21 protein-coding genes and 2 pseudogenes are annotated in these 21828 nt (G+C 73.2%); 9 read left to right on the top strand and 14 right to left on the bottom strand.

Annotation, left to right across the window (positions count from 1 at the left end; all coding sequences use genetic code 11):
- Positions 1-2: 2 nt before the first annotated feature.
- Both GXB85_RS06675 and GXB85_RS06670 read right to left on the bottom strand, forming a co-directional pair.
- Complete coding sequence (locus GXB85_RS06675) at positions 3-1202, bottom strand: PD40 domain-containing protein (RefSeq protein ID WP_161916858.1); 1200 nt, start codon at positions 1200-1202, stop codon at positions 3-5.
- 1 nt (position 1203) lies between these two features.
- Complete coding sequence (locus GXB85_RS06670) at positions 1204-1764, bottom strand: RNA polymerase sigma factor (protein ID WP_161916857.1); 561 nt, start codon at positions 1762-1764, stop codon at positions 1204-1206.
- Between the two features lie 97 nt (positions 1765-1861).
- On the opposite strand from GXB85_RS06670, the pseudogene GXB85_RS18790 reads away from it, so the two are divergent.
- Positions 1862-2005: pseudogene (locus GXB85_RS18790) on the top strand (trans-aconitate 2-methyltransferase); the annotation flags it as partial.
- A gap of 25 nt (positions 2006-2030) precedes the next feature.
- Here the strand turns inward: GXB85_RS18790 and GXB85_RS18110 are convergent.
- Positions 2031-3293, bottom strand: a complete 1263-nt coding sequence (locus tag GXB85_RS18110; protein ID WP_237728045.1) for a hypothetical protein — start codon at positions 3291-3293, stop codon at positions 2031-2033.
- Between the two features lies 1 nt (position 3294).
- Positions 3295-3855, bottom strand: coding sequence for an RNA polymerase sigma factor (locus GXB85_RS06660; RefSeq protein ID WP_161916855.1), 561 nt, complete (start codon positions 3853-3855; stop codon positions 3295-3297).
- A gap of 156 nt (positions 3856-4011) precedes the next feature.
- Here GXB85_RS06660 and GXB85_RS06655 point away from each other — a divergent pair, with 156 nt between their 5' ends.
- Complete coding sequence (locus GXB85_RS06655; RefSeq protein WP_161916854.1) at positions 4012-4779, top strand: methyltransferase domain-containing protein; 768 nt, start codon at positions 4012-4014, stop codon at positions 4777-4779.
- 305 nt (positions 4780-5084) lie between these two features.
- Positions 5085-6686: a citramalate synthase gene (cimA, locus tag GXB85_RS06650; protein ID WP_161916853.1), complete on the top strand. Its 1602-nt coding sequence runs from the start codon at positions 5085-5087 to the stop codon at positions 6684-6686.
- A gap of 8 nt (positions 6687-6694) precedes the next feature.
- On the opposite strand, the gene GXB85_RS06645 is transcribed toward cimA, so the two are convergent.
- Together GXB85_RS06645 and GXB85_RS06640 are read right to left on the bottom strand one after the other, a co-directional pair.
- Positions 6695-7603: a hypothetical protein gene (locus GXB85_RS06645; RefSeq protein ID WP_161916852.1), complete on the bottom strand. Its 909-nt coding sequence runs from the start codon at positions 7601-7603 to the stop codon at positions 6695-6697.
- An 83-nt stretch (positions 7604-7686) separates the two neighbouring features.
- Positions 7687-8760, bottom strand: a complete 1074-nt coding sequence (locus GXB85_RS06640; protein ID WP_161916851.1) for a glutathione S-transferase C-terminal domain-containing protein — start codon at positions 8758-8760, stop codon at positions 7687-7689.
- A gap of 87 nt (positions 8761-8847) precedes the next feature.
- Here GXB85_RS06640 and GXB85_RS06635 point away from each other — a divergent pair, with 87 nt between their 5' ends.
- Positions 8848-9897: a biotin/lipoate A/B protein ligase family protein gene (locus tag GXB85_RS06635; protein WP_161916850.1), complete on the top strand. Its 1050-nt coding sequence runs from the start codon at positions 8848-8850 to the stop codon at positions 9895-9897.
- Between the two features lie 65 nt (positions 9898-9962).
- On the opposite strand, the gene GXB85_RS06630 is transcribed toward GXB85_RS06635, so the two are convergent.
- Entirely contained in the window at positions 9963-10178 is a 216-nt protein-coding gene (locus tag GXB85_RS06630; protein ID WP_161916849.1) for a hypothetical protein, read from the bottom strand.
- Between the two features lie 124 nt (positions 10179-10302).
- Positions 10303-11022, bottom strand: a complete 720-nt coding sequence (locus GXB85_RS06625; protein ID WP_161916848.1) for a YggS family pyridoxal phosphate-dependent enzyme — start codon at positions 11020-11022, stop codon at positions 10303-10305.
- Positions 11023-11098: 76 nt separating this feature from the next.
- On the opposite strand from GXB85_RS06625, the gene GXB85_RS06620 reads away from it, so the two are divergent.
- Positions 11099-11491, top strand: coding sequence for a YccF domain-containing protein (locus GXB85_RS06620; RefSeq protein ID WP_161916847.1), 393 nt, complete (start codon positions 11099-11101; stop codon positions 11489-11491).
- 73 nt (positions 11492-11564) lie between these two features.
- Positions 11565-12485 (top strand): sigma-70 family RNA polymerase sigma factor, encoded by a 921-nt coding sequence (locus GXB85_RS06615; RefSeq protein ID WP_161916846.1) that lies wholly within the window; start codon positions 11565-11567, stop codon positions 12483-12485.
- 4 nt (positions 12486-12489) lie between these two features.
- Here GXB85_RS06615 and GXB85_RS06610 read toward each other — a convergent pair whose 3' ends face one another.
- The 5 genes from GXB85_RS06610 to GXB85_RS06590 form a co-directional block, all read right to left on the bottom strand.
- On the bottom strand, positions 12490-13068 hold the full coding sequence (locus tag GXB85_RS06610) for a carboxymuconolactone decarboxylase family protein (protein WP_161916845.1): 579 nt from the start codon (positions 13066-13068) through the stop codon (positions 12490-12492).
- A gap of 114 nt (positions 13069-13182) precedes the next feature.
- Positions 13183-13686, bottom strand: coding sequence for a Cys-tRNA(Pro) deacylase (ybaK, locus tag GXB85_RS06605; protein ID WP_161916844.1), 504 nt, complete (start codon positions 13684-13686; stop codon positions 13183-13185).
- Positions 13687-13736: 50 nt separating this feature from the next.
- Positions 13737-16361 carry an RNA helicase gene (locus GXB85_RS06600; RefSeq protein WP_237728044.1) on the bottom strand — a complete coding sequence of 875 codons (2625 nt, stop codon included), beginning with the start codon at positions 16359-16361 and terminating at the stop codon, positions 13737-13739.
- 36 nt (positions 16362-16397) lie between these two features.
- Positions 16398-17429, bottom strand: a complete 1032-nt coding sequence (locus tag GXB85_RS06595) for a S66 peptidase family protein (protein WP_161916842.1) — start codon at positions 17427-17429, stop codon at positions 16398-16400.
- Positions 17426-18343, bottom strand: a complete 918-nt coding sequence (locus GXB85_RS06590; protein ID WP_370524048.1) for a 3-methyladenine DNA glycosylase — start codon at positions 18341-18343, stop codon at positions 17426-17428. The genes GXB85_RS06595 and GXB85_RS06590 overlap by 4 nt, the downstream gene beginning before the upstream one ends.
- A 207-nt stretch (positions 18344-18550) precedes the next feature.
- Here GXB85_RS06590 and rnhA point away from each other — a divergent pair, with 207 nt between their 5' ends.
- Both rnhA and GXB85_RS06580 read left to right on the top strand, forming a co-directional pair.
- Positions 18551-19033, top strand: coding sequence for a ribonuclease HI (rnhA, locus tag GXB85_RS06585; RefSeq protein WP_161916841.1), 483 nt, complete (start codon positions 18551-18553; stop codon positions 19031-19033).
- A gap of 85 nt (positions 19034-19118) precedes the next feature.
- Positions 19119-19919, top strand: a complete 801-nt coding sequence (locus GXB85_RS06580; RefSeq protein ID WP_370524047.1) for a methyltransferase domain-containing protein — start codon at positions 19119-19121, stop codon at positions 19917-19919.
- Positions 19920-20450: 531 nt separating this feature from the next.
- On the opposite strand, the pseudogene GXB85_RS18105 reads toward GXB85_RS06580, so the two are convergent.
- Positions 20451-20987, bottom strand: a pseudogene (locus tag GXB85_RS18105) (hypothetical protein); the annotation flags it as partial.
- Between the two features lie 35 nt (positions 20988-21022).
- Between GXB85_RS18105 and GXB85_RS06570 the strand changes: the two are divergent.
- A complete protein-coding gene (locus tag GXB85_RS06570; RefSeq protein ID WP_161916839.1) occupies positions 21023-21805 on the top strand; it encodes a fumarylacetoacetate hydrolase family protein in 783 nt (260 codons plus the stop codon).
- Positions 21806-21828 lie beyond the last annotated feature (23 nt).

The following is a 21828-nucleotide window of genomic DNA, read 5'->3' as shown; positions in this document are numbered from 1 at the left end:
CCTCACCACCCGACGGCGACCAGACCCTGCTGGCCGAGGTGGACCACCGACGCCCCGTCCCACACGAAGAGATCGGGATCCGCGTCGCTCCGGGCTGGTCGCGCGAGGACGGCCACGCGCGTGCCGTCCGCGGTCCCGGCTGCGTCGATGACCGCCATGCCCGCGAGCTCGGCGATCTCACCGTCCGCGCGGCCGTCCGGCCCGACGGTCAGCACACGGTAGGTGTCAGGTCCCGGATCGAACCCCCACCCGTGGGCCGCGAGCAGGAGCCTGCCGTCCGCGAGCGCCTGCGGGGCGTTCGCGCTCTGCTCCTCCGTGGTGCCGAGCCGGTGGGAGGCGAGACCTTCGAGAGTCGTCGTCGTCTCGGGGTCGATGCGCACGACGTCGAGCCCTTCGCCCCACCCCACGGGCAGGTAGAGGCTCGTCCCGTCGCTCGACCAGCTCGGCTGTCCGATTGCCCGGGCCACGTTGTACTCGTCCCACGTGACGTGCCGTACCTCCTCCGTCGCGAGGTCGACGATGTTGAGGCCGAACGACTCCGCCCCTTGTGGTGCGTCGGGGTCGGCACCCGCGAACGCGAGGGTGCGGCCGTCCGGGCTGAGGGCCGGCCCGTACCCGCGCAAGCCCTCGAAGACGGGCTCCGCGTCGCCGTCGGGGAGGGACACCCGCAGGATCCCGAAGCCGTCCCCGTAGTGGCCGACGTACGCGACCGTCCGGTCGGCGGACACGGTCACGTGCGTCTTGAGCGGGTCGCCGTCGATGGCGATCCCATCGGTGACGACCTCGACGCGGTCGCCGGTGACGGGATCGATCATCACGAGCTCGCCGGCGGTCGTGACCGCGACCAGCGACGCAGGCCCCGCCGGGATCGGGGGCTCCTCCTCATCCGTGTCCGGAACGTCCTGCGTGGGCTCCTCTGTGTCCGGGGCGGGGTCGTCGTCCGTCCTGGGTTCGGAGGTGGGCTCCGGGGCCGGATCCGTGGTGGGCGCCGCTGGGGGTGGGTCCTGCGTGGCCCATGGTGCGGCCTGGACGGCGACGGCCAGGGCGAGGACGGCTGCGGTGCCGAGCCCGGCGGTCAGTCCGGTGCGCACCGCGCGGCGTCGGCGCACCGAGCGCACGACGTCGTCGGGCTCGACGGGGGCGGTGGGGAGGTCGGCGGAGTCGCTGAGGCGGCGCAGGCCTGCGCCGAGGTCGTAACCCATGTCAGCTCCTTCCTGCGCGCTGGGGGGGGGGGGGGTGGACGGTCGCGTCGTCGTCGTCCGCGGGTGGCTCGATCGGGCCGAGGTGGCGCTCGAGCTTGGTGAGGGCGTTGCTGAGGTAGCGCTTGACCGTTCCGGTCGCGAGTCCCATCGCGTCGGCGACCTGGGGCTGGGTCATGTCCTCGAAGAACCGCAGCACGACGACGGCGCGTTCCTGGGGGGACAGTGCGCCCAGAGCCTCGGTCAGGGCGGCGTTGTCCGTCACGGCGGCGTCGTGGGCGTCGGTGTGCTCGGGTGTCGCGACGAGGTGCTGGACGCGGCGGAACGTGCGCCCGCGGCGGTACCCGTCGACGTAGAGGTTGGCGATGGTGCGTCGGACGTAGGCCTCGAGTGCGGTGGCCTCGAACCCCGAGCGGGTGCGCAGCACCACCTTGACCAGCGCGTCCTGGACCAGGTCCTGCGCCGCGGCGACGTCGCCGGTGAACAGGTAGGCATACCGCGTCAGCGGCTCGCCCCGTGTCCGCACCAGCTCAGCCAGTGCGGCGTCGCGGTCTCGGCTTCGCATCGCTTCCTCTCCGTGGTCGTCGGGCAGCTCCGCCCCGGCCCTCACCTCCCCGACGGTCGCCGCTCCCGAATGGTTGTAGCAGCGCACCCGTCCACTTGTGCGGACCTCCGAGTCCGCAGACATCGACCTGGGCTGCGGACCCGGGCACCCGGGTCACGTGCTCCGGGCCCGCTGGCCCGGTGCGACCGTGGTCGGTGCGGACGACTCGGACGAGATGATCACGCGTGCCCGCGCGGACGCTCGGCGGGGTCCTTCGGCCGCGGCTCTCACCAGTCGACAGCGACGATCCCTGTCGACAGCACCCTGGGTCCCGACCCCACGTCCCAACGCGTCAGGGCGAACGTCCAGGCACCGGGGTCGTCGTCGTCGAGCTGAGCGTCGACGTACAAGCCGACCGGCCCCGACGGGTCACCGCTGAGGGACCGGGGGTAGGGGGCCGACGGGACGACCTCGTGCAGCACCTCACCCGACACCTCGTCGACGACGGCGAGGAGCGGTTCCGGGTCGGCGTCGTAGTAGCCCGCCTCTCCCGGGCTGACGACGTCGTCCCATGCGCCCTGCTGCCCGGCGACCAGCAGCCGTCCGTCGCCGAGAGAGGCGACGCGGTTCCATGCCACGCCCCACTCCTCCGTGTCCGTCGTGGGACCGAGCACGGCTCCCGCCTCGACGGACGCGCTCTCGGCGCCGGGAACGACGTCGATCGTCAACACCTCGGTCGCGTAGGGGCTGTCGAACCAACCCGCGACGACGTGCACCTCGGTGCCGTCGCTCGACCAGGCGGGGCTGCCGAAGACACGCTCGCAGGCCGTGCACGTGTCGTCGGGCACGTGCCTGACCTCACCGGTGGCGAGATCCAGGAGGTTGAGCCCGTAGAGCTGTCCGTCGCCACCGGGTGGTGGCCCGATGTACGCCAGGGTCACGCCGTCGGGGCTGACGGCCGGACTCCAGCCCGATGTCACCAGGGTCTCAGCTGCGCCGGTGGCGAGGTCCACCCGCTGGATGCGCGCGTCCTCCCACTGGCCGTCGGCGACGTACGCCACGCCACGCTCCCGGTCGACGGCGAGGTCCCATGTGCTCCAGGCATCGGCACCGGATGTCCGCGCCGCAGCCTCGCGTACCGTCCGCAGGACCTCACCGGTGCCGGGGTCGAGCTCGACGAGGTGACCGTCGACCGTGAGCCCGAGTGCGGGTGGCGGGGGAGGGGGCTCGGGCTCGTCCTCGACCGTCGGCGGAGACTCGGTCTCCTCCTCGGGTTCGGGGCTCTCGCTCTCCTCCGGCGCCGGCTCGATCGTCCGCTCATGGGTGGGCGTGGGCGCCGCTGGGGGTGGGTCCTGCGTGGCCCATGGTGCGGCCTGGACGGCGACGGCCAGGGCGAGGACGGCTGCGGTGCCGAGCCCGGCGGTCAGTCCGGTGCGCACCGCGCGGCGTCGGCGCACCGAGCGCACGACGTCGTCGGGCTCGACGGGGGCGGTGGGGAGGTCGGCGGAGTCGCTGAGGCGGCGCAGGCCTGCGCCGAGGTCGTAACCCATGTCAGCTCCTTCCTGCGCGCTGGGTGGGGTGGGGGGGGACGGTCGCGTCGTCGTCGTCCGCGGGTGGCTCGATCGGGCCGAGGTGGCGCTCGAGCTTGGTGAGGGCGTTGCTGAGGTAGCGCTTGACCGTTCCGGTCGCGAGTCCCATCGCGTCGGCGACCTGGGGCTGGGTCATGTCCTCGAAGAACCGCAGCACGACGACGGCGCGTTCCTGGGGGGACAGTGCGCCCAGAGCCTCGGTCAGGGCGGCGTTGTCCGTCACGGCGGCGTCGTGGGCGTCGGTGTGCTCGGGTGTCGCGACGAGGTGCTGGACGCGGCGGAACGTGCGCCCGCGGCGGTACCCGTCGACGTAGAGGTTGGCGATGGTGCGTCGGACGTAGGCCTCGAGTGCGGTGGCCTCGAACCCCGAGCGGGTGCGCAGCACCACCTTGACCAGCGCGTCCTGGACCAGGTCCTGCGCCGCGGCGACGTCGCCGGTGAACAGGTAGGCATACCGCGTCAGCGGCTCGCCCCGTGTCCGCACCAGCTCAGCCAGTGCGGCGTCGCGGTCTCGGCTTCGCATCGCTTCCTCTCCGTGGTCGTCGGGCAGCTCCGCCCCGGCCCTCACCTCCCCGACGGTCGCCGCTCCCGAATGGTTGTAGCAGCGCACCCGTTCATCCCGTGCGGACCTCCGGTCGCAGGGATACCTTGATGTCGAGATATCTGGAGGCTTCGTCGTATGTGGGACCCGCAGACCTACCTTGCCTATGCCGACGAGCGCAGCCGACCTTTCGGTGAGCTCGTCGCGCGCATCCGCGTCGACGACGTGCGCGCGGTCGTCGACCTGGGCTGCGGGCCCGGGCACCTGAGTCACGTGCTCCGGGCCCGCTGGCCGGGTGCGACGGTGGTCGGTGTGGACGCCTCGGACGAGATGATCACGCGTGCCCGCGCGGACGACGACGATCCGCGGACCCGCTACGAGCGCGCCGACCTGCGCGCATGGCAGCCCGGCGAGCCCGTCGACGTGGTCGTGACCAACGCGGCGCTCCAGTGGGTGCCCGGCCACCTCGACCTGCTGCCGGCCCTCCAGGACGCCGTCGGGCCGGGGGGAGCGTTCGCCCTGGGGGTCCCGGGGAACTTCGAGGCTCCCAGCCACGTGCTCCTGCGCGATCTCGCGAGTCGGCCGGACTACGCGCCGCACCTGCGTGAGGTGGTGCACCCCGCGGCGCACGACGCCGCGACCTACCTGGAGACTCTCGCGCGCCCCGGGTGGGCGGTCGACGCGTGGGAGTCCACCTACCTGCACGTGCTCCAGGGTCCCGACCCCGTTCTGCGCTGGGTACGGGGCACGGGCGCACGGCCCGTACTCGCGGCGCTACCTCCCGACCTCCGTGCACGCTTCGAGTCCGAGTACGGTGCGGCCCTGCGCGCCGCCTACCCCGAGCGTGCGCACGGCACCGTCCTGCCGTTCCGTCGTGTCTTCGCCGTTGCCCACCGGACCGCGTGACACGAGCGGGCGGCGTCTTCCTGCGGTGGCGTAGGTATGGCATGATGCCCGCGTGACCCAGTTCACCCTCATTATCGAGTAGCGCGTTCGGCACACTCCGCCGAACGCGCAGACCTCCCGCATCCCGGGGGGTCTTTTTGTTGGTCCGGGCACCACCCCCGCCCGGTACCGGCGTCGTCGTCCGCGCCCGGCACACCCCGTCGGGACCCTCCCCGCAGAGCTCGTGGACGACGCATGCTTTCCTGGCAGTGACGCAGCACCCGACCCGCCGGCCCGGCGCCGGCGGCGGACGAAGAGAGCCACGCGTGCAGACCACGACCTTCGACGTCTACGACACGACCCTGCGCGACGGTGCGCAGCAGGAGGGGATGAACCTCTCCGTGGCGGACAAGCTCGCCATCGCGCCGCTGCTCGACGAGCTCGGGGTGGGCTACATCGAGGGCGGCTGGCCGGGTGCGATCCCCAAGGACACCGAGTTCTTCAGGCGCGCCGCCAAGGAGCTCGACCTGCGCAACGCCGAGCTCGCGGCGTTCGGATCGACCCGCAAGGCAGGCACGACGGCGTCCCAGGACGCCCAGGTGCGCGCGCTGCTCGACTCCGAGGCCCCGGTGGTGACGCTCGTCGCGAAGTCCGACGTGCGGCACGTCGAGCGTGCGCTGCGCACCACGCCCGAGGAGAACCTCTCGATGATCGCGGACACCGTCGCGCTGCTGGTCCGCGAGGGCCGGCGTGTGGTGCTCGACGCCGAGCACTTCTTCGACGGCTACGTGTTCGACCGCGACTACGCGCTGCGCGCCGTGCTCGCCGCGTTCGAGGCCGGGGCCGAGACCGCGTGCCTGTGCGACACCAACGGCGGCATGTTGCCGGACCGTGTCCACGAGATCGTGAGCGCCGTGCGCCGCGAGACCGACGGGCGCCTGGGCATGCACGCGCACAACGACTCGGGCTGCGCGGTCGCGAACACCCTCGCGGCGGTAGGCGCGGGCGCTGCACACGTCCAGGGCACCGTGAACGGCTACGGCGAGCGCACGGGGAACGCGGACCTGCTCACGGTCGTCGCGAACCTCGAGCTGAAGGAGGGGCGCACGCTGCTCGCGGGTGACGGGCTGCGCGACATGACGCGCATCGCGCACGCGATCGCCGAGATCACGAACATCGCGCCGTTCGCGCGGCAGCCGTACGTGGGGGCGAGCGCGTTCGCGCACAAGGCCGGCCTGCACGCGAGCGCGATCAAGGTGGACCCGGACCTCTACCAGCACGCCGACCCGACGGCCGTGGGCAACGACATGCGCATGCTCGTCTCGGACATGGCCGGGCGCGCGTCGATCGAGCTCAAGGGCCGAGAGCTGGGCTTCGACCTCGCCGGTCGTGACGACGTCCTCACGGCCGTGACCCAGCGGGTCAAGGACGCCGAGGCCCAGGGGTACACCTACGACGCGGCGGACGCCTCGTTCGAGCTGCTGCTGCGTGAGGAGCTCGACGGCGCGCGTCCACGTTTCTTCCGCACGGAGAGCTGGCGGGTGCTCGTCGAGACCGTGCCCGGCGACCCGACCGAGGCCGATGCCGAGGCAACGGTGAAGATGCACGTGGGCGGCGAGCGCGTGATCGCGGTGGGGGAGGGCAACGGGCCGGTCAACGCGCTCGACCACGCGCTGCGCAAGGCCGTCGCCCCCTGCTACCCGGAGATCGAGCGGTTCGAGCTGATCGACTTCAAGGTGCGGATCATGGACACCCAGCACGGTACGGACGCCGTGACACGCGTGCTGGTCGAGACCATGGACACCGGCTCCGAGGCCGTCTGGAGCACCGTCGGCGTGGGGCCCAACGTGGTCGAGGCCTCGTGGGAGGCCCTCGTCGACTCGATCGCCTTCGGCCTGCTGCGCGCGGGGGTGCCGAACCGGTCCTGACGCCGGGCTCAGCGCGTCGACGCGCAGCCCTCGTCGCCGGGGAGCAGCACGCGCACCCACAGCTCGAGGACCTCGCCGTCGTGCTCGACCCTGTCGTTGGCGCGGGCGTCGGTGAGCATCTCGGCGAGCGCGGTCGCGTCCTCCCCGTCGACGACGGTGCACTCCTCCGGTGCCTGCGCGAGCGGCCACGTGTGCACGGTCGGGGCGGGGTCGGCGGTCTCGGCCGCGGGGTCGACCGGGCGGGTCATCACCGCGAACGCGTCCGGCACCCACGGACCGGTCTCCTCGGCGTCCGCGACCGAGGCGCGCACGTCCTCCAGGAACGCGGAGAGCGTCGTGCGCGCCATGCGTTCCTCCTCGCTGAGCCCCTCGACGGCGATGCCGTCGCCGTCCTCGCCCGGGCCCCCGCCGATGCCCAGTGCCTCGGCCCGGTGCACCCACGTGTCGCCGTCGCGGCGGATCGTGAGCTGTGTCGCGCCCGCGTCGGCGACCGGCGGGGTGCCGTACTCGACCTCGGAGAGCAGGCCGGCCTCCTCGGCCTGCGCGAGGAGGGCGGTCACGACGTCGTCGGGCACGTCGTGGGTCACGAGGTTGGGGAGCATGCGCCCCGGGTACTCGAGCGTGGTGGGACCGTGCGTGACGGCGGTCCCGTCCGGGTAGAGCGTGAGCTCGGCGACCGTCAAGAAGTCCCATCCCACGGGCACGAAGCCGCCCACGTGCGCGATCTCGAGCGCGGGCTCGCCGAGCTGCGGCGGCCGGGCGGTCTCCTCGTCGGCGGGGACGTCACCGGAACCACCGGCAGGCGTCGCGCCGTCGTCGCCACCGAGGCTCGCGCAGGCGGTCAGCGTCAGCGCGAGCGCGCCGAGGGCGGCGACCGGCCAGGTGTGCCGGCGGGTCGTGCGTCCGGGTGTGCGCATGGTGCTCCCTCCTCCGTGCGGACCGGTGGGCCCGTCACCACGTCTGTGTGCGCAGCCGTGGTGACCTTGCACGGGGAGGAGGGTCAGCCCAGGGGCGTGTGCGCGGGGTCGACGCGCTCGGCCGCGGGCGGCGGGCCGGGCGGGGTGCCGTCGCCGAAGGGACGCCCGCCGAGCTCCTCGCGTCCGTGGGGCGTCGTCCAGCCGGAGAGGTCCGGGCCCTGGGGCACGATCTGGTGCGGGTTCAGGTCGGTGTGCACCACGTAGTAGTGCTCCTTGATCTGGGCGAAGTCGATCGTGTCGCCGAACCCGGGCGTCTGGAACAGGTCGCGCGCGTAGCCCCACAGCGCGGGCATCTCGCTGAGCTTGTTCCGGTTGCACTTGAAGTGCCCGTGGTAGACGGCGTCGAAGCGCGCGAGTGTGGTGAACAGGCGCACGTCCGCCTCGGTGATCGTGTCGCCCACCAGGTAGCGCTGGGTGCTCAGGCGCTCCTCGAGCCAGTCGAGCGAGGCGAACAGACGGGCGTAGGCGGCGTCGTAGGCCTCCTGCGAGCCCGCGAAGCCGCAGCGGTAGACGCCGTTGTTCACCTCGCTGAAGACACGCTCGTTGACCTCGTCGATCTGGGCGCGCAGGTGCGGTGGGTACAGCTCGGGTGCGCCCTCGCGGTGGTGGGCGGTCCACTGCGTCGACATGTCGAGGGTGATCTGCGCGTAGTCGTTGGTGACGACCTGGCCCGAGGGGACGTCGACGATCGCGGGCACGGTGATGCCGCGCGAGTACTCGGGATCGCGTGCCAGGTAGGCGTCGCGCAGCCGCTCGATGCCGAGCACGGGGTCGCGGCCGTCGGGGTCGAGGTCGAAGGTCCACGAGCGCTCGTCGTGGGTCGGCCCCGGCATGCCCACCGAGATCGCGTCCTCGAGGCCGAGCAGGCGTCGCACGATCAGCGTGCGGTTCGCCCACGGGCACGCGCGCGCGGCGACCAGGCGGTAGCGGCCGGCCTCGACGGGGAAGCCGTCCTCGCCGCCCAAGGTGATCCGCGTCGGGATGTACCGGGTGTCGCGCGTGAACTCCTTGCCCTTGACCGAGTAGGTGCCCTGGGTCGCGTGCTCGGGGTGGTCCTGCTCGCGCTCGGTCGTCGTGCCCTGCGTCGTGTCGTCCACGGTGCTGTCCCTCCCGGGTGATTCACGTTTCAACTATCCTAGCCTGGTCGTGCGAGAGGCGCGCGGCAGCGGACATAGGGTGGTGACATGCGCGGTGAGTACAAGGTCCCCGGCGGCAAGCTCGTGGCGGTCGACGTCGAGGTGACCGACGGTCGCCTGTCGCACGTCGTCGTGAGCGGCGACTTCTTCCTCGAGCCGGACACCGCGCTCGAGAGCATCGACGCCGCGCTGCTCGGCATGCCGGAGACGGCCAAGGTCGACCAGCTCACCGCGATCGTCGAGAGCGTGCTGGGCGACGACGTGACGATGGTCGGCTTCAGCCCCGAGGCCGTCGCGATCGCCGTGCGCCGCGCGCTCGGCCACGCGACCCGCTGGGAGGACCACGAGTTCGAGGTGGTGCACGAGGGCCCCGAGTCGCCCGCGATGCACATGGCGCTCGACCAGGTGCTCGCCGAGGAGGTGGGCGAAGGACGCCGCCGGCCGACGCTGCGCATCTGGGAGTGGGGCGCACCCGCCGTCGTGATCGGCTCGTTCCAGTCGCTGCGCAACGAGGTCGACCCCGAGGGCGCCGAGCGGCACGGGATCACCGTGGTGCGCCGCATCTCGGGCGGCGGGGCGATGTTCATCGAGCCCGGCAACACGATCACCTACTCGCTCACCGTGCCGGCCTCCCTCGTCGAGGGCCTGAGCTTCGAGCGCTCGTACGCGTTCCTCGACGACTGGGTGCTCGGTGCGCTCGGACAGCTCGGCATCGACGCCACGTACGTCCCGCTCAACGACATCGCGTCGCCCGCGGGCAAGATCGCCGGTGCCGCCCAGAAGCGCATGGCCAACGGCGCCGTGCTGCACCACGTGACCATGGCCTACGACATCGACGCGTCGAAGATGCTCGAGGTGCTGCGCATCGGCCGCGAGAAGATGTCCGACAAGGGCACCAAGAGCGCCAACAAGCGGGTCGACCCGCTGCGCTCGCAGACGGGCATGGCCCGCGCCGACGTCATCGAGGCGTTCAAGGACCACTTCCGCTCCCGCTACGCGACGGTCGACGGCGCGGTGACGCCCGACGAGCGTGCCCGTGCCGAGGAACTCGCGCGCAGCAAGTTCTCGACCCACGAGTGGACCTCGCGCGTCCCCTGATCCGTCGATCGCGCGCGGACGGCTCGGGCCGCCAGCCGCTCAGCGGCGTCGGACGCGCACGGTCGTCACAGGCGCCGGGCGCGGTGGGACGTGAACGCCGCGAGGACGATCAGCATGACGCCGATCGCGACGGTGCCGAGCGAGTCGACCACGGCGCCGCCGGCGGTCATGCGGCCCAGGCCGATACCGGCGACGACGATGCCGATCGCCCCGACGATCCAGGCCAGGGCGACCAGGGCGCGTGCGGCAAGACTCGGTGCGTGGGCGGGGACGCTGCTCATGGGGCTCTCACTCCGTCGTGGGGGCCGCCGGAGCAGGGGAGGCTCCGGCTTCTCGCGCGGTCCAGCATCCCGGAGCGCGGATGTTCTTGTCGAGAGGCGGTCCGCCTCGCGGGCGGCTCGCGCCTCAGCGCGGCGGGCGTTCCCCGAAGACTGCGGTGCCGAGCCGCACGATCGTCGCGCCCTCCGCGACCGCGAGGGCGGCGTCGCCGGTCATGCCCATCGAGAGCCCGCGGGCGTCCCCCGTGCCGGGGACTCCCGACTCCACGAGGTCGTCACGCAGCCCGCGCAGGCGCGCGAACCCCGCCCGCACCACGCCGTCGTCGGGGGAGCGGGCCCCGATCGTCATGAGGCCCGTGAGCCGCAGCCGCGGGAGCGAGGCGACCTCGGTCGCGAGGGCGAGCGCGTCCTCGGGCGCGACGCCGAACTTGCTCGCCTCACCCGAGACGTTGACCTGCACCATCACGTCGAGCTCGCGGTCGGTGGCCTCGCACCGGGCCGACAGGCGGTGCGCGAGGTCGAGCGAGTCCACGCTCTCGACGCAGGCGACCCAGCGCAGCGCGGCGTTGACCTTGTTCGACTGCAGGTGCCCGATCAGGTGCAGCTCGACGCCGTCGGGCAGGTCGGGGGCCTTGGCGAGCACCTCCTGCACGCGGTTCTCGCCGAGGAGGGTCGCGCCGGCCGCGACCGCCGCGCGCACGACGGCGGTCGACATGGTCTTGGTCGCGAGCAGCAGCCGGACGTCGGCCGGGTCCCGGCCGGCGGATCGGGCGGCGTCGTCCAGACGGGAGCGCGCCGCGGCGAGGCGCTGCGCGACGAGCGCCGCGCGGTCGTCGTCGGAGGGCACGGGACGACCCTACCGACGGTCCCGTGCCCGGGTGGTGCGAGGTGACGCGGGCGCGCAGGCACGGCACAGTGGCGGCATGAGAACCCTGCTGAACATCATCTGGCTGGTCTTCGCGGGGTTCTGGCTCGCACTCGGCTACGCGGCCGCGGGGATCATCTGCTTCGTGCTGATCGTGACCATCCCGTTCGGCATCGCGTCGTTCCGCCTCGCGGGGTACGCGCTCTGGCCGTTCGGTCGCGAGGTCGTCGAGCGCCCGACGGCGGGCGTGATGAGCGCGATCGGCAACGTGATCTGGCTGGTCGTGGCCGGGATCTGGCTCGCGATCGGGCACGTCGTCACCGCGATCCCGCTGTTCGTCACGATCATCGGGATCCCGATGGGCTGGGCGAACCTCAAGCTGATCCCGGTGAGCCTCATGCCGCTCGGCAAGGAGATCGTGCCGAGCTCGCACCGCTTCGGCGAGCGCTGAGCGTCACACCTGGACGGCGCGACGCGTCATCCCCGTGGCGGCGGTGTGCCGCCGATCCCGAGAGGACGTGCGCATGGATCAGACCGAGCTCGCCGACCAGTTCGAGCTGCACCGGCGCAGGCTCGTGGGGGTGGCCTACCGGATGCTCGGCTCGGTGGCCGAGGCCGAGGACGTCGTCCAGGACGCGTGGGTGCGGCTCGCGCGTACCGAGGCGCAGGTCGACGAGCTCGGTGCGTGGCTCACGACCGTGGTCTCGCGCCTGTGCCTGGACCGGCTGCGCTCGGCCCGCGCCAGGCGTGAGCAGTACGTGGGTCCGTGGCTGCCCGAGCCGCTCGTGCACGACCTCGCCGGGCACGCCGTCGGGCCGGCCGAGCTGGTCGAGGTCGACGAGTCGGTGCGGCTCGCGCTGCTCGTGGTGCTCGAGCGGCTGAGCGCCGAGCAGCGCGTCGCGTTCGTGCTGCACGACGTGTTCGACGTCCCGTTCGGCGAGGTCGCGGAGGTGCTCGGGACGAGCCCGGCGGCGGCGCGGCAGCACGCCTCGCGCGCGCGTCGCGCGGTGCACGCGGAGGCTCCGGCCACCGCGCCGCCGCCAGCGGGGCAGAGCGAGGTGGTCGAGGCGTTCTTCCGCGCGGCCGCGGGCGGGGACCTGCACGCGCTGACCCGCACCCTCGCGCCCGACGTCGTGCTGATCTCCGACGGTGGCGGCCGGGCGCGGGCGGCGCTGCGCCCGATCCACGGCACCGACAAGGTCGCACGCTTCCTCCTCGGCCTGGCCGGGTACTACCCGGGCGTGCCGTTCAGCGGGCGGCCCGTGCTCGTCAACGGCGAGATCGGGCTGGTGGTGCAGGTGCGGCCGGACCCGGCCGGGCCGCCCGACGTGAGCGTCGTCGTGCCGCACGTGGGCGCCGACGGGCTCGTCCACGGGATCGACGTGCTGCGCAACCCCGAGAAGCTCGGCGACCTCGAGGCGCTCGCGCGGCTCGGCGGAGGCTGACCGCTCATCGCTGCGACTGCGGCTGCGACGACGGCAGTGCGCACACCGCGGCATCGGTGAAGCCCTGGCTCGTCAGCCCCAGGGCGTGGTTGATCCGCGAGCGGTGGTTCTCGAGCGCGACCAGGAACGTGAGCTCGACGACCCCGGCGTCGCCCAGGTCCTCACGCAGCTCGGCCACCTGGGCGTCGGTGACCGTGGGCGGGGTCGCGGTCATCGCGTCGGCGTAGGCCATCGCGCGCTTCTCCACCGCGGTGAACAGGTCCGAGGAGGCGTAGTCCGGCACCGCGAGGATGCGCTCGGGCGTGAGGCCCTCGCGCAGGGCGAGCATCGCACCGAAGTCGATGCACCAGGGGCAGCCGATGGTCACGGCCGCACGCTGCAGCACGAGGTCGCGCAGAGGGCGTGGCAGCCGGTGCCGCATCGTCATGAGGCCGCCCTCGTGCGCGAGGGTGCGCCAGAAGATGCCGCCGTGGTGAGCCGCGAGCCGGCTCGGCTCGAGGTCCTTGCCGAACAGTGCGCGTGAGGCGGCGAGGGCCGCACGGCGGGCGGGGCCGAGGCGGGTGGGGAAGGGTATGCGGGTCACGGGAACCTCCGTCGTCGGGTGCGCAGGGGCGCTGTCACCCTCCTGACGACGCGGACGCGCCGGATGTGACACGAGCTCAGCCCGACGACGCAGGTGCGTCCGTGCGAGGTGCGATCAGCCGCGGGCGATGTCGGCCACGACCGCCTCCGTGAGACGCACGAGGTCCGCGGGCGCGAGCTCGACGTCGAGACCGCGACGTCCCGCCGAGACGAGCACCGCGTCGAACAGCTCGACGCTCTCGTCCACGACTGTGGGGTGCCGCTGGCGCTGGCCGAGCGGGGAGATCCCGCCGACGACGTACCCGGTGGCCCGCTCGGCCACCGCGCGGTCGGCCATCGCCGCACGCTTGCCGCCCACGGCGTGCGCGAGGGCCTTCAGGTCCAGCGTCGTGGTGACGGGCACGACGGCGACCGTGAGCACGCCGTCGACCGTGGTCATGAGGGTCTTGAAGACCCGCTCGGGCTCGACCCCCAGTGCGTGCGCCGCCTCGAGCCCGTACCCGAGGTCGGACGACGCGTCGTGCGTGTACGCGTGCACGGTGTGCGGGATCCCGGCGGCCTCGAGCGCCCGCAGCGCAGGCGTCCCGCCGCTGCCGCCACCCCCATCCCGACGTGCCACCCCGCCACCCTAGGGCCGCGACCCGCCAACCCAGATCGCGGGGGAGTGGGTCAGAGGGGGCCTGCGGTCAGGATGCGGAGGGTGACCTCGCCCGCGGCGTCGGTGGCCGTGAGGTCGACGTCGGCGTCGATGCGCCAGTCGTGGTCGCCCGCCGGGTCGTCGAGCACCTGGCGCACCTCCCAGCGGCCCGGGTGCTCGGTGATCCGCAGCAGCGCCGGGCCGCGCGCGGCCGGGCCGATCCCGACGTCGTCGTGCAGGTCGAAGTACGGGTCCAGCGCGTCACGCCAGCGCTCGGCCGTCCACGGGGCGCCGTCGGCGTCCACGTCACCCAGGGCGCCGAGCGCCTCCCAGCGCTCGCGCGCGACCAGCTCGACCCGACGGAACAGGGCGTTGCGCACCAGCACGCGCAGCGCACGCGGGTTGGCGGTGACCGACGGCGGTGCGGGCTCGCCGGCCTCCGCGGGTGCGGTCGCGACGGCGTCGGGGTGCTGAAGGCGCTCCCACTCGTCGAGCAGGCTCGAGTCCGTGCCGCGCACCAGCGCCCCGAGCCACTCGACCAGGTCCTCGAGCTGCTCGTCGCGACGCTCGGGCGGCACCGTCTGGCGCAGCGCGCGGTACGCGTCGGCGAGGTAGCGCAGCAGCACGCCCTCGGTGCGCTCGAGGCCGTAGAGCGAGACGTACTCGGTGAACGTCGTCGCTCGTTCCACCATGTCCCGCACCACGGACTTGGGCGAGAGCTCGTGGTCGGCGACCCACGGGTTCGTCCGGCGGTAGATCGCGAAGGTCGTCTCGAGCAGCTCGGCGAGGGGGCGCGGGTACGTGACGTCCTCGAGGGCCTCCATGCGCTCGGTGTAGTCGTACCCCTCGGCCTTCATCGCGCCCACGGCCTCGCCGCGCGCCTTCTTCTCCTGCGCGTAGAGCACCTGGCGCGGGTCGTCGAGCGTCGCCTCGACCACCGAGACCACGTCGAGGGCGTAGGCGGGATCCTCGGCGTCGAGCACCTCGAGGGCGGCGTACGCGAACGGCGACAGCGGCTGGTTGAGCGCGAAGTCGGCCGGCAGGTCCATGGTGAGGCGCACCGTGCGCCCGTGGCCGTCGGGGCGGGGAACGCGCTCGACGACGCCCGCGGTGCGCAGGGACCGGTAGATCCGCACGGCCTGGCGCACGTGGCGCCCGCGCGCGGCGGCGGGCTCGTGGTTGTCTGTGAGCAGGCGCGTCATCGCCTCGACCGGGTCGGCGCCGCGGTCGCCGCGCGCGAGCACGTTGAGCACCATCGCGTGGGTCACCGCGAAGCTCGAGGTCAGCGGTTCGGGTGGGGCGTCGCGTAGGCGCTCGAACGTCTTGTCGGTCCAGTTCACCGAGCCCTCGGGCGCCTTCTTGCGCACGATCTTCTTGAGCTTCTTCGGGTCGTCACCCGCCTTGGCGAGCAGCTTGCGGTTCTCGATCACGTGGTCCGGTGCCATGACGAGCACCTCACCAAGGGTGTCGAACCCGGCGCGGCCCGCGCGGCCGGCGATCTGGTGGAACTCGCGCGCCGTGAGGTGACGCATCCGCACGCCGTCGTACTTGACCAGGGAGGTGAGCACCACGGTGCGGATGGGGACGTTGATGCCGACGCCCAGGGTGTCGGTGCCGCACACGACCGTGAGCAGGCCGCGCTGCGCGAGCCGCTCGACCACACGCCGGTACCGCGGCAGCATCCCGGCGTGGTGCACGCCGATGCCGTGCCGCAGCAGCCGCGAGAGCGTCTTGCCGAACCCGGTGCCGAAGCGCACGTCACCCAGCTCGGCCGCGATCGCGTCACGCTGCTCGCGTGAGGCGAGCGTGCTCGACATGAGCGCCTGCGCGCGCTCGACGGCGTCCTTCTGCGTGAAGTGCACCAGGTACACGGGTGAGCGGCGGGTCGCGACGAGCTCCTCGACCACCTCGTGCAACGGCTCGACCACGTAGCTGAACGTCAGCGGGACGGGCCGCTCGGCGCTCGTGACGGCCGCGACGGGACGGTCGGTGCGGCGCTGCAGGTCCTCGACGAAGAACCCCACGTCGCCCAGCGTCGCGGACATCAGCAAGAACTGCGTGCGCGGCAGCTCGAGCAGCGGCACCTGCCACGCCCAGCCCCGCTGCGGGTCCGCGTAGAAGTGGAACTCGTCCATGACCACCTGCCCGACGGCGTCCTGGCCGGGTACGGCCGGGTCGTCGCGGTGGTCCGGGCGTTCGGCGCTGCCGTCGCCCGTGCGCAAGGCGATGTTGGCGAGGATCTCCGCGGTGCAGCAGATGATCGATGCGCCCGGGTTGACGCTCGAGTCGCCCGTCATCATCCCGACGTTGTGGGAGCCGAAGGCGCGCACGAGGTCGAAGAACTTCTCGCTGACGAGGGCCTTGAGGGGTGCCGTGTAGTAGGTGCGCCGCCCCTGCGCGAGGGCGACGAAGTGCGCGGCCATCGCGACCAGCGACTTCCCCGAGCCCGTGGGCGTGGACAGGATCACGTGCGCGCCGGTGACGAGCTCGAGCAGCGCCTCGTCCTGGGCGGGGTAGAGCTCGAGGCCCTGGTCCGCGGCCCAGCCGACGAACGCCTCGTAGAGGGCGTCGGGGTCGCTCGGGTCCGCCGGGACGCGCGAGGCGAGGTCGGCCGGTGCGTCGGTGGTCTGCGTGGGGGTGGCGGGCGTCGAGGTCATCGCGCCCATCCTCGCAGGAGCCGCTGTGCGGACGCGTCAGACGAGCACCTGGGTGAGGGACGCGGCGCCGTCGGGCGCCCACCGCACGGTCGCGAGGCTCCCGTTCACGAGCGCCAGGTGCGGGGCGACGTGTCCGCAGTCGACGTCGAGCAGCACCGGCACGCCGAGGTCGCCGAGCGCGTCGGCCACGGCGTCGTCCTGGGAGTAGCCGGGCGAGCCGGGGGCGCTCGTGCGTCCCACGAGCACCGCCGTCGCGTGCTCGAACCATCCCGCGCGGCGCAGCGCGTGCAGCCGGCGGCCGATCTCGAACGCGGGCGCCTCGGCGGCCTCGAGGTGCAGCAGCAGGCCCTCGGGCGCGTGGTGCGCGACGAAGCCCGCGACGTCGCCCTCGGGTGTGCCCGCGAGGTTCGCCACCGTCTCGATGCAACCGCCGAGCAGCCGTCCGGTCGCGGCGAACGCGCCGTCGCCGTCGGCCCGTCGCCACGTCCCGGGCTCGGTGAGGCGGTACGTCGTCGTCGTCGGGTCGGCCACCCAGTCGTCGAAACCGGGTGCGCGGTGGAGCCGCGAGGGGCCCTGCACGACGACGGCGCCCGCGGGTGCCGTCACGACGTCGAGCCACGAGCGCAGTGGGGCGGGCACCGCGTACGGCGTGTCCATGAGGTTCTGGCCGTGGAGGGTTGCGACGCCCGTGCGCGTCGTCAAGGCGACCAGGAGCATCGCGATGTCGGAGAAACCGACCACCCAGGTGGGCTCGGCGGCGGCGATCCGCTCCCAGTCGAGCAGGGGGAGCAGGTCGACGGCGAGCTCGCCACCCCACGGTGGCACGACGGCCCGCACCTCGGGATCCGTCAGCATGTCCGTGAGCTCGGCGGCGCGCTCGGCCGCGGGCGCGCTCACGGGTCCGGAGCCGTCGAGGCAGCCACCCAGCCGCACGCGGAACCCGCGCGACTCGAGGTGCCCGACGGCGACGTCGAGGCGCGCTCGCAGCGCCGCCGGCACGCCCGACGACGGCGCGGTCACGCCGATCAGGTCACCCGTGCGGAGCGCCGCCGGGTAGCGGAGGCTCATGCGTCCTCGTCCAGGCCGGGGTCGAGCGTGCGGCACACGGCGACGAGTCGGCTGCGCAGGACGCTCGCGCGCTCGGCGAACTCCCGCTGCCGGGTGACGTACTCGGCCTTGCCCGCCGGGGTCTCGATCGCCACTGCCCGCTCGCCCAGGCTCGACACGTCGTAGGGCGACGCCTGCATGTCGAGGGTGCGGATGTCCCGTGCGAGCTCGAAGGAGTCGAGCAGCAGATCACCCCGTACCGCCGGCCCCAGCTTCAGTGCCCATTTCAAGCAGTCCATGTTCGCGTGGAGGCAGCCCGGCTGCTCGAGCTCGGGCTGGGTCTCACGGGTCGGAGCGAGCTGGTTGCGCGGTACGGCGTCGGGCGTGAAGAAGCGGAACGCGTCGATGTGCGTGCACCGCAGCCGGTGCGTCTCGACGACGGCGTCGGTGCCCGCCTGGCCCAGGCGCAGCGGCAGCGGGTGACGGTGCTCGGCCTGTCGGTAGACCATCGCCCACTCGTGCAGGCCGAAGCACCCGGCGAAGGCCGGGCGCGACGCGGTCGCGGCGAGCAGGCGGTGCACGTACCGCACCGTGCTGCCGCGATCGGCGAGGAACGTGGCGACGTCGAGCGAGACGACGCCGTCGTCGTCGGTCCGGTACCACCGCCACGCCGCGTGCGGAGGAACGGCGTCGGCCGGGTCCTCGGGGGCCGGGCCGAGCGCGGTACCGACGCCGGGGTGCCAGCGGCGCAGGCGCGCGGGCGTGAGCCCGTAGTAGTCGTAGAGGAAGTCGTCGACGGGGTGCGTCTCGCTGCGGGCGCGGCGTTCACGGCGTGCGGTCGTGAGCTCGTCGGCTCGGCGGGCGTGCGCAGCGGCGGCCTCGTGCCACGCGGCCGGGCCCAGGGTCCGGGACGTCGCGAGGGTCGGCGTGGTCACGCGACCAGGGTAGGCGGGGGACGTCGTCGGGGCGGCTGGGGCTCTCCCACACCACGTGTGTGGAGCGAATCCGGGGGCGACACGCCGCCGGGGCGCACGGGTCCGCTCCACATGGGTCGGGTTCGCTCCACGCAGTTGTCGGGTTCGCTCCACACCCGTCCGGGACGCTCCACACCCGGCCGACGGGCCGGCCTTAAGGTGTGCGCCATGCCTGAGCCCCACGCCGTCGACCCGCTGGCTCCCGAGCGCACCGCCGTCGAGATGTGGACGGACGGGGCCTGCAAGGGCAACCCGGGCCCGGGCGGCTGGGGCGCCTGGATGCGCACGGGCAGTTACGAACGCGAGCTGTTCGGCGGTGACCCGGTCACGACCAACAACCGCATGGAGCTCACGGCGGTCATCGAGGGTCTCAAGGCCCTCAACCGTCCGTGTGCCGTGACCCTGCACGTCGACTCGACGTACGTGATGAACGGGATGAGCCGCTGGCTCGCGGGCTGGAAACGCAACGGGTGGCGCACCGCCGACAAGAAGCCGGTCAAGAACGAGGACCTCTGGCGCGCGCTCGACGAGCAGGTCGCCCGGCACACGGTGACGTGGGTGTGGGTCAAGGGGCACTCGGGCGACCCGGGCAACGAACGCGCCGACCAGCTCGCCAACCGCGGGGTCGACCAGGTACGCGCCGCTCGCTGAGCCACCGATGGTCCCTGCCGACCATTGGCTGAGACGCATCGTCTTGTGTCTTGATACGACCGGCGGCGTGCGGGTTACTGGGGCCGTGAGCACCACCTACACCCACGGCCACCACGAGAGCGTGCTGCGGTCCCACCGCTGGCGCACCGCCGAGAACTCGGCGGCCTACCTGCTGCCCGAGCTGCGGCCCGGCATGCGTCTGCTCGACGTGGGCTGCGGCCCTGGGACGCTCACGGTCGACCTGGCGCGCCGCGTCACGCCGGGAGAGGTGATCGGTGTGGACCGCTCGGCCGCCGTGCTCGACCTCGCGCGTGCGGAGGCCGCCGGCCTCGACGGCGTCACCTTCGAGGTGGCCGACGTCATGTCCCTGCCGTACGAGGACGCGTCTTTCGACGTGGTGCACGCCCACCAGGTGCTCCAGCACCTGGCCGACCCGGTGGGCGCCCTGCGTGAGATGCGTCGGGTCACGCGACCCGGTGGGCTCGTCGCGGTGCAGGACGCGGACTACGCGGCCATGACCTGGCACCCCGCCTCGCGCGGCCTCGACGACTGGCTCGAGCTCTACCACGAGGTCACGGAGGCCAACGGGGCCGAGGCCGACGCGGGCCGACGCGTGCTCGCCTGGGCCCTCGAGGCGGGACTCGATGCCACCAGGCTCACCCCGGGCGCCTCGTCCTGGTGCTACGCGACGTCCGACGACCGGGCGTGGTGGTCAGGCCTGTGGGCCGAGCGCGTCACGTCCTCGGACTTCGCGCGGCAGGCCGTCGAGCACGGCCTCGCCGACGACGTCGCGCTCGAGGCCCTCGCCGAGGCCTGGCGCAGCTGGGGGAGCGCCCCCGGGGGGTGGTTCGCGATCCTTCACGGCCACGTGCTCGCGCGCGTCTGACCGCGGCGCGGGAGCGAGGTCGCCCCGCCGACGTCCCTCCGGCACGAGCATGTCGGCGAGGGCCGACGACGGCGTGTGCAGCACGAGCTCGAGCGGCCCCCGGCCGAGGGTGAGCCGCCACGCCGTCGTCGCGGCGAGGGTCACCACGACGAAGGCCGCGAGCCGCGCGTTGCTCGGGTCCCACACGGCGTCGTCGCCGATCGCCGCGATCGCGACGAGGTGCCCGCAGTACGCGGTGAGCGCGAGCGCCCCTGTCGCCGCGAGCGGCGCGACGAGCACCGGGACGTGCCGGACCGCGAGCAGGGCGAGCGCGAGCACCACGAGCGTCACACCCACGTTGCCGACCACCTCGGACGTCGAGTCGGCATGGGGCTCGATGCTCGTGAGGGCGGTGCGCAGCGTCCGGTCGGGCGCCCGGGCGAGCACGGCGGTGCCGAGCAGGCCGCCGCCGTAGCCGATCACCGCGGCGGCCACGCCGAGCAGCCCGAGCCGCAGCGGTGCGCGAGGGGCGAGCAGATCGGTGCGGCCGAGCGCGAGTCCCACCAGCAGGTAGGCCATCCAGACGGCCGCCGGGTAGTACTCGCCCACGAGCACGTCGAGCAGCTGGGGCGTGCCGCCGTCAGGGCCGCTCACGACGGGGCGCGCGAGCTGGACCACCACGGGCCCCACCAGGGCCACGACCCCGGCGACGACCAGCAGGGTCCGCACGCGCCACGACATCGCCACGGTGACCAGCGCGAACATCACCGCGTACCCCGGCAGGATCACCGCGACCGGTGTGCCCAGGGCGATCATGAGCGCGCCGATGGGCCACAGAAGCGCGGCGCGCACCAGCACCCGTACGCGCGCGTAGCGCAGCCGGGGGCCGGTGGACGGCCGCGTGCCACCGCTCAGCAGGGCCGCCGACAGGCCGGCGAGCAGCGCGAACGTCGCGGCCGAACGCCCGTCGGCGAGGTTCTGGTAGCCGTGGGGCGAGGTGAGGTCGGGCCCCGAGGCGCCGAGGTGCGCGGTGAACATCCCGAGGACCGCGAGCCCCCGGGTCACGTCGGCCCCCACCACGCGCTCCATCCCGGGAGCGTACGTCGCGCCCCTACGCTGGGCCCATGCGCATCGCGAGGTTCACCACCGGAGGAGACCCCCGCTTCGCCCTCGTCGAGGGTGAGCCCGGGGCCGAGGAGCTCGTCGTCCTCACGGGCGACCCGATCTACATGCCCGTGCAGCCGACCGGTGAGCGCGTGCCGCTCGCTGACGACGTCCGTCTGCTCGCCCCGGTGATCCCGCGCTCGAAGGTCGTGGGGGTCGGTCGCAACTACGCGGACCACGCGGCCGAGATGGGCAACGAGCTGCCGACCTCGCCTCTGCTCTTCCTCACCCCGAACACGGCCGTGATCGGCCCGGACGACCCGATCGTGCTGCCGCCGTGGTCGGAGGAGGTCCACCACGAGGCCGAGCTCGCCGTCGTGATCGGGAAGGTGGCCAAGGACGTGACGCCCGAGCAGGCGCTCGATCGCGTGTTCGGGTTCACCGTGGCCAACGACGTCACCGCGCGCGACGCCCAGCGCAGCGACGCGCAGTGGACGCGGGCCAAGGGCTTCGACGGCTCGTGCCCGCTCGGCCCGTGGGTGGTGCCCGGCCTCGACGTGGACGACCTCGCGGTCACCTGCCGCGTGAACGGCGAGACCCGCCAGGACGGGCGCACGCGCGACCTGGTCTTCGACGTCGCCTACCTCATCTCCTACGTCTCGGAGGTGTTCACGCTGCTCCCGGGCGACGTGATCCTCACCGGCACGCCCGCGGGCGTGGGCCCGGTGGTGCACGGCGACGTCGTCGAGTGCGAGGTCGAGGAGATCGGCGTGCTGCGCAACCCCGTGATCCGTCGGGCCTGAGCGGGTGCGGGAAGGCGGGACGG

Origin of the sequence: Cellulomonas sp. APG4 (genome assembly GCF_009996735.1) — a bacterium.
Classification (GTDB): domain Bacteria; phylum Actinomycetota; class Actinomycetes; order Actinomycetales; family Cellulomonadaceae; genus Actinotalea.
This window is presented reverse-complemented; position numbering and strand designations above follow the sequence as displayed.

Bases quoted from the DNA above. Each gene is read 5' to 3' on its own strand.
- GXB85_RS06670 (WP_161916857.1), bottom strand. From the start codon at position 1,764: ATGCGAAGCCGAGACCGCGACGCCGCACTGGCTGAGCTGGTGCGGACA.
- GXB85_RS06635 (WP_161916850.1), top strand. From the start codon at position 8,848: ATGCGCGGTGAGTACAAGGTCCCCGGCGGCAAGCTCGTGGCGGTCGAC.
- GXB85_RS06620 (WP_161916847.1), top strand. From the start codon at position 11,099: ATGAGAACCCTGCTGAACATCATCTGGCTGGTCTTCGCGGGGTTCTGG.
- GXB85_RS06595 (WP_161916842.1), bottom strand. From the start codon at position 17,429: ATGAGCCTCCGCTACCCGGCGGCGCTCCGCACGGGTGACCTGATCGGC.
- GXB85_RS06630 (WP_161916849.1), bottom strand. From the start codon at position 10,178: ATGAGCAGCGTCCCCGCCCACGCACCGAGTCTTGCCGCACGCGCCCTG.
- GXB85_RS06570 (WP_161916839.1), top strand. From the start codon at position 21,023: ATGCGCATCGCGAGGTTCACCACCGGAGGAGACCCCCGCTTCGCCCTC.
- GXB85_RS06675 (WP_161916858.1), bottom strand. From the start codon at position 1,202: ATGGGTTACGACCTCGGCGCAGGCCTGCGCCGCCTCAGCGACTCCGCC.
- GXB85_RS06655 (WP_161916854.1), top strand. From the start codon at position 4,012: ATGTGGGACCCGCAGACCTACCTTGCCTATGCCGACGAGCGCAGCCGA.
- GXB85_RS06600 (WP_237728044.1), bottom strand. From the start codon at position 16,361: ATGACCTCGACGCCCGCCACCCCCACGCAGACCACCGACGCACCGGCC.
- GXB85_RS06615 (WP_161916846.1), top strand. From the start codon at position 11,565: ATGGATCAGACCGAGCTCGCCGACCAGTTCGAGCTGCACCGGCGCAGG.
- GXB85_RS18110 (WP_237728045.1), bottom strand. From the start codon at position 3,293: ATGGGTTACGACCTCGGCGCAGGCCTGCGCCGCCTCAGCGACTCCGCC.
- GXB85_RS06660 (WP_161916855.1), bottom strand. From the start codon at position 3,855: ATGCGAAGCCGAGACCGCGACGCCGCACTGGCTGAGCTGGTGCGGACA.
- GXB85_RS06645 (WP_161916852.1), bottom strand. From the start codon at position 7,603: ATGCGCACACCCGGACGCACGACCCGCCGGCACACCTGGCCGGTCGCC.
- rnhA (WP_161916841.1), top strand. From the start codon at position 18,551: ATGCCTGAGCCCCACGCCGTCGACCCGCTGGCTCCCGAGCGCACCGCC.